Source organism: Enterobacter sp. K16B (genome assembly GCF_020216105.1).
Lineage (GTDB): Bacteria > Pseudomonadota > Gammaproteobacteria > Enterobacterales > Enterobacteriaceae > Enterobacter > Enterobacter sichuanensis.
The window spans coordinates 1-6,180 of record NZ_JAIWJZ010000182.1 but is presented as its reverse complement, the minus strand read 5'-3'; the positions used below and the strand labels follow the sequence as shown (position 1 = coordinate 6,180).

Below are 6,180 nucleotides of genomic sequence, written 5' to 3'. Positions count from 1 at the left end.
GAAGTGATTCACATCCGCCGTGTCGATGGAGGCGCATTATAGGGAGTTACCGAGCGACCGCAACCGAAAAGTTGCAAAAAAATGACTGACTGCTGCATTCCCCAGCAAAACCCCGCCTTATACCCTTTTATGCACAAAGTTATCCACAATCATAAGCGGATCCCGATGCGATCCCACGAATTAAACAGGAAGATCAACTATACTAGCGGCAAATACTCTCCTCTGTGCAGGCTCATCCTCATGACCACACAACGCCTCGCCCGTGACTGGCGTCTCCCTACAGCGGGGTTGATGCTGCTGGCGATCCTCTTTGCCGGATTTACCCTGCATAGCCACTGGAACGCTTTTATCCAGTGGTGTCTTGCCACGCAAATTACGCTGCACCGTTATCTGGTGATGTATCTGCTGCAGCTTAATAACCACCAGTACAGCGGCGGATTATGGTTACTAACGGGGGCTTTCCTTTATGGCGTTCTGCACGCCATTGGTCCCGGACACGGAAAGTTCATCGTGACGACCTACCTGACGACAAATAAAGAAAGCGAGCTGGCCGCCCGGGTCATCCCCTTCCTGGGTAGCCTGATGCAAGGCGTCAGCGCCATACTGTTTGTCTTTATTCTGGCTGTCGGGTTCAACCTTGCGTCCGGGGATATCAGTACCAGCCGCTGGTATGTTGAGAAGATAAGCGCTGTGCTTATTGGCGCATTTGGTGCCTTCGTCATTTACCAGGCGCTGAAGAGCCTGCGCCCGCGCAGGATGACGGTGTCCGCCATTAAGCCTCTTCATCAGCATGATGAACACTGTGGCTGCGGCCATCACGGTGTAGGCGCAGACCTGACGCAGGGCGACTGGAAAACCCGTCTGGGGGTGATCCTGGCGATCGGCGCGCGTCCGTGTAGCGGGGCAATCATGATCCTGATGTTCTCGAACGCGCTGGGCATAGTCACCTGGGGAATGGCCGCGGTCATGACCATGTCGCTGGGCACAGCGCTTTCGATTATGGGGCTTTCACTGGCTGTACGTTACGCCCGTGAGCGCACGGTGACCTGGTTCGGAGAAAGCACGTCATTAAGATGGCTGGTGCCGGCAGTCAAAATAGCCGGAGGGATAGCCCTGATCCTGTTCGCGACGGTGCTGTTCCTGACGGTGATTCCCATCAGCGCCAATGGCGACTACATCGCTGCAGGATGCTAATAAAAGAAAAACCCGCCAGCGGCGGGTTTTTTATTACTCGTTGATGCGTGGATGCTGGTCCACCAGTCGGGAGCGTTTCTTCTGCAGTTCTTCAATCTCTGCGTCAATATCCTCGATCTTCTGCTCTACGCTATCGTAGTGCTCACGGAGGATCTCTTTCGCTTCCTGAATATCCGATGCCGCAGGCGTTGCGCCTTTCAGAGGTCGATTCGCGGTCTCCTTCATGGTAAGACCCGTAATCAAACCAATCACCGCAATCACCATCAGGTAATAAGCTGGCATCATCAGGTTCTGCGTGCTCTCCACCAGCGAAGCGGCAAGCGTCGGGGTCAGACCGGCAATCAGCACCGAGATATTAAAGGCCGCAGCCAGCGCACTGTAGCGAATGTGCGTTGGGAACATCGCAGGCAACGTTGAGGCCATCACCCCGATAAAGCAGTTAAGGATCACCGCCAGCATCAGCAAACCGGCAAAAATCAGCCCCAGCACATTACTGTTGATCAGAATAAACGCCGGGATGGCGAGAGCAAACAGCGCAACGCTTCCCAGAATAATGAACGGTCGACGACCAAAGCGGTCACTCAACAGGCCCATAATCGGCTGCACAAACAGCATACCCACCATGATGGCGATAATGATCAGCACACCGTGATCTTCCGAGTAGTGCAGGTTATGCGACAGATAGCTCGGCATGTAGGTCAGCAGCATGTAATAGGTCACGTTAGTGGAGATCACCAGACCGATACAGACCAGCAGGCTCCGCCAGTGCTTAGTGGCGATCTCTTTGAACGACACCTTCGGACCGTCCTGCAGCCCTTCGCGATCGCCCTGCTCAAGCTTATCAACGTGCTGCTGGAACGCAGGCGTCTCTTCAAGCGCATGACGCAGATACAGGCCTATGATCCCCAGCGGCAGCGCCAGGAAGAATGGAATACGCCAGCCCCAGTCGAGGAAGTTCTCTTCCCCTACCACGGTTGAAATCAGTACCACCACGCCCGCGCCCAGAACAAACCCGGCAATCGAGCCGAAGTCCAGCCAGCTTCCCATAAACCCGCGCTTACGGTCCGGGGAGTATTCAGCAACAAAGATCGATGCCCCGGTATATTCCCCCCCTACCGAGAAGCCCTGCGCCATCTTACAAATCAGCAGCAGAATCGGTGCCCAGATGCCGATGGAGGCATAAGACGGGATAAGGCCGATACAGAATGTACTGATCGACATAATGACGATGGTGATGGCCAGGATCTTCTGGCGACCATATTTATCGCCGAGCATACCGAAAAACAGACCGCCCAGCGGACGGATCAGGAAGGGAACGGAGAACGTACCCAGGGCGGCAATCATCTGCAGGCTGGGGTCGGCACCGGGGAAAAATACTTTACCTAACGCGTAGGCCACAAAGCCGTAGACACCAAAATCGAACCATTCCATCGCATTACCGAGCGAGGCTGCGGTAATGGCTTTACGCAGTTTTGCGTCATCAATAATGGTGACGTCGCGAAGCGTAATGGGTTTAATCTTTTTCCTTCTCAGCATAGCTATCCTCGTTGACTCGGCCCTGTCTGTTTCACAGTCCAGTTTGCGTTCTGTGAACCATGGGATCCGCTCCATGCGAATCGCCTTATTCAAGCGTAGCAGGTTTACTTACATTGACGTTTTACGTCGATACAACCGAACCTGTTGACGCCTGTCTGGGCAGTTAATGACCTTTTTACCCTACCAGCGTTTATATTTGTGATCAACTTCACACATATTTCTGTGCTCGGTCAACCCACGCTAATTTTTGTCAAGGAGCGCAAATAGGCACTTTCTCAGTCCGCCTGAAAAGCAGCCTCACACACGTTATTAATCCTTTCTCATCAAAAAAACGAACCCCATTAATTCATACCCAACTCACATAATTTTCCATCGTCAGGAATCTGCCCTTAGCTTTGCATTGAATATGTGACAAAGATAACTAAAACGATGTTTTATTTTCATTGAATCAATATTCCAATGATCGCATGATAAATCCGAACATAACGTTTTATCTCTTTTCGGCTGAGGTTACGCGAGCGTACTCAGTTCATTTTGTTGCCGGGCCATTAAAAACACGATCGCGGGCACAAACGGCAACATATTGAATTTAATGACTAATTTTTAACACCTATCACCCGCCATGCGGGATCAGATGTGAGGTTTGTCTATGAAGATTAAAGCCACGATAGAACGCATACCTGGCGGTATGATGCTGGTTCCGCTGGTACTGGGAGCCATCCTGAATACCCTGGCTCCTGATACCGGGGCTTATTTCGGTGGTTTTACAAAAGGAATGATTACGGGCACGGTTCCCATTCTTGCCGTCTGGTTTTTTTGTATTGGCGCATCCATTAATTTACGGGCGACGGGTACGGTATTACGGAAATCCGGTACGCTGGTGATAACCAAAATAGCGGTTGCCTGGAGTGTGGCAATGATATGCGCGATGTTCATTCCGGAGAATGGAATTCAGAACGGATTCTTTGCCGGTTTATCGGTGCTGGCGATTGTCTCCGCAATGGATATGACCAACGGCGGGTTGTACGCCAGCCTGATGAACCAGTACGGGACGAAAGAAGAGTCCGGTGCCTTTGTCCTGATGTCTCTGGAGTCCGGCCCGCTGGTGACGATGCTTATACTGGGCTCTGCAGGCCTGGCCTCTTTTGAACCCCACCATTTTGTCGGCGCGATCCTGCCTTTCCTGGTCGGTTTCGCGCTGGGCAATCTGGACCACGATCTGCGTGATTTCTTCAGCAAAGCCACGCCGGTGCTGATCCCGTTCTTCGGCTTCGCGCTGGGGAATACCATCAACCTGAAGGTCATTCTCGATACCGGACTGCTGGGTATTGTGCTGGGTGTTGCCGTGATCGTCATCACCGGTATTCCGCTGGTGATTGCTGACCGCGTTATCGGGGGAGGAAACGGTACGGCGGGCGTCGCCGCCTCTTCAGCCGCAGGCGCAGCCGTCGCCAATCCGGTGATTATTGCCCAGATTAACCCGGCCTTCGAACCGGTGGCCGCTTCAGCGACAGCACTGGTTGCCGCCAGCGTGATTGTCACCGCGATTCTGGTGCCCATCATCACCGCGCTGTACGCGAAACGCTACGCAAGTGCCCCGGAACAGGACATCGAACGAAAAGCGGTAGAACTCCGCCATTAACACACCGCACCAGACCATCCCCTCTCCCCTCCGGGGAGAGGGTCAGGGTGAGGGGGTAAGGAATTCACCCAAAAATTTCGTCCACCATCCCGTCCACCAGCCGTTTTGCTGAACAGAGCCTCGGCATCCCCAGCGCGACGGTCTGCCAGTTCTGCGTCACTGACCAGCTCACCGGATGTTTATCCGCCTGACACCAGTCCCCCAGCCAGCCTAGCATGTCTTTATGATCGATTAAGCCCGGAGACGCCGGTGTTGTCAGCCACTGGTGATAGAAATGGCGGGTCGTGGGAGAGGCATTAATCCCCTGTGCCAGATAGTTGGCCGCCATGCTGCGCAGGTTATCCTTGAGCATGGCCGCCACATCTTCGTTCGCGAGGCGGCAGGCATCGCCAAATGGCCCCCAGCAAAGCTCTTCCAGGACGATAAAACAGCGACCGGCCAGTGACCAGCCATCATAGTGCCCGGCCCGCCAGCGGGTAAAAATCTGCTCGCTGTGCTCACCCGCCTGCACCGTTAGCCCGCGCTGGGTCAGGGCCTTTTCTTTATAAGCTGCCCGTTGGGTAAAATGAGAAGAGAGTTCGGCGTACTGCTGCATCAGCCCCGGTGCCTGCTGTGCGCGCGGATGAGCCTGCTGGCGCAGCGCCATCAGCTTCTCCGCCATCAGCGTCAGGGCGAGATGGCCCGGGTCCAGCATGCCGGCCAGTTTTTCCGCCAGGCCCAGGCGTAGCGCCGCATTTTCATTGAGCATCCCCGCCATCGCCCAGGGGCGTAGCCGGGTACGGGTCATAATTTCCTGCGTCAACCGCTCACGAAACTGCAGCTGTTGTGGTCCAGGGTGGGGATGACGCGCTGCGTCTACCCCCTGCACCAGATCGACCATAAATTTTGGATGAATACACTCCAGCGTTCGCCCGGGGCCATCCAGTAGTGGTGTTGTCATGGTTGCTCTGCCGCGAATAGAGTTTGAATATCATCGCGTAACAGTCGGGTATCTTCCTGAATCCACGTCGCAGTAGTGATACTTTGCTTCAACAACTGGCAGAGCGCTCGGGTTGAATGCTCATTTTGTTGGCGCACTGCGAGGCTATCACGCAAGCTTTCCTGTAACCCGGTCAGGCACAACGAAAATTCTGCAAAGAACGTTGCCATTCCTGCCCTAACAGAGACATCGACCTGCGCGGACAAAGCTTTACGTATTTGTTCACAAAACTGCTCAATATGTTGCTTAATTTTTTCATGAAGCTGTGCAATGTCGATAACATAGCGCGTGCGCGTTTCGACATAATCATCCCAGCCCCAACCCGGATTATTGAGCCAGCGAGAGACCGTTTCACGCATGCTGCCCCCGCCGGATGGCTGGCCTGCCTGGCTGTCATCCTGTGCAATGGCATCGTTAAACAGTGCCTGCGTATTAAAGTTAAGCTGGCTCGCCTGAAACGCCGGGAAACTGATCCGCGCCCGAAAACCCGCATGGCTCAGGTGCTCTTTGATACGCGTTTCAATGGGACGCATCGCTTCATTCAGGGACCGCGCCAGCGTCGACTCCAGCTGATCGAAGCGTAACGCCAGTTCCCGGCCGATCTTCCTCTGCGCATCCAGCATGATAAGCTCGCAGGAAGAGCGGATTTTACTCAGCGCGATCTGCGCCTGCCCCTCGTCGTCCAGCACCAGCTGCTTCAGATCCTCCTGCGCGTCAATGCGGTGATGCAGCCCGTCGATACCGGCCAGCTCAAGAATATGGTGCGCGCTGAATAGATCACCCATCGCCTGATGCAGCGCCGTTTTTTGCGACACCATAAAGTCCGCGG

At 54.4% G+C, this 6,180-nt stretch carries 4 protein-coding genes and 1 pseudogene; 2 read left to right on the top strand and 3 right to left on the bottom strand.

The window, feature by feature from the left end; genetic code table 11:
- Positions 1-240 precede the first annotated feature (240 nt).
- On the top strand, positions 241-1,194 hold the full coding sequence (locus tag LDK53_RS22385; protein ID WP_047957578.1) for a nickel/cobalt transporter: 954 nt from the start codon (positions 241-243) through the stop codon (positions 1,192-1,194).
- 33 nt (positions 1,195-1,227) lie between these two features.
- On the opposite strand, the gene proP is transcribed toward LDK53_RS22385, so the two are convergent.
- Positions 1,228-2,730 (bottom strand): glycine betaine/L-proline transporter ProP, encoded by a 1,503-nt coding sequence (gene proP / locus LDK53_RS22380; protein ID WP_045285521.1) that lies wholly within the window; start codon positions 2,728-2,730, stop codon positions 1,228-1,230.
- Positions 2,731-3,379: 649 nt separating this feature from the next.
- Here proP and kdgT point away from each other — a divergent pair.
- Complete coding sequence (kdgT, locus tag LDK53_RS22375) at positions 3,380-4,372, top strand: 2-keto-3-deoxygluconate transporter (RefSeq protein ID WP_225288119.1); 993 nt, start codon at positions 3,380-3,382, stop codon at positions 4,370-4,372.
- A 64-nt stretch (positions 4,373-4,436) separates the two neighbouring features.
- On the opposite strand, the gene LDK53_RS22370 is transcribed toward kdgT, so the two are convergent.
- Positions 4,437-5,312 carry a diguanylate cyclase regulator RdcB family protein gene (locus LDK53_RS22370; protein ID WP_045285523.1) on the bottom strand — a complete coding sequence of 292 codons (876 nt, stop codon included), beginning with the start codon at positions 5,310-5,312 and terminating at the stop codon, positions 4,437-4,439.
- Positions 5,309-6,180 (bottom strand): annotated as a pseudogene (locus LDK53_RS22365) (clamp-binding protein CrfC); the annotation flags it as partial. The pseudogene LDK53_RS22365 and the gene LDK53_RS22370, both read right to left, overlap by 4 nt.

What these genes read in the sequence shown, in the direction of transcription:
- LDK53_RS22385 (WP_047957578.1), top strand. Translation starts at nt 241, where the DNA reads ATGACCACACAACGCCTCGCCCGTGACTGGCGTCTCCCTACAGCGGGG.
- proP (WP_045285521.1), bottom strand. Translation starts at nt 2,730, where the DNA reads ATGCTGAGAAGGAAAAAGATTAAACCCATTACGCTTCGCGACGTCACC.
- kdgT (WP_225288119.1), top strand. Translation starts at nt 3,380, where the DNA reads ATGAAGATTAAAGCCACGATAGAACGCATACCTGGCGGTATGATGCTG.
- LDK53_RS22370 (WP_045285523.1), bottom strand. Translation starts at nt 5,312, where the DNA reads ATGACAACACCACTACTGGATGGCCCCGGGCGAACGCTGGAGTGTATT.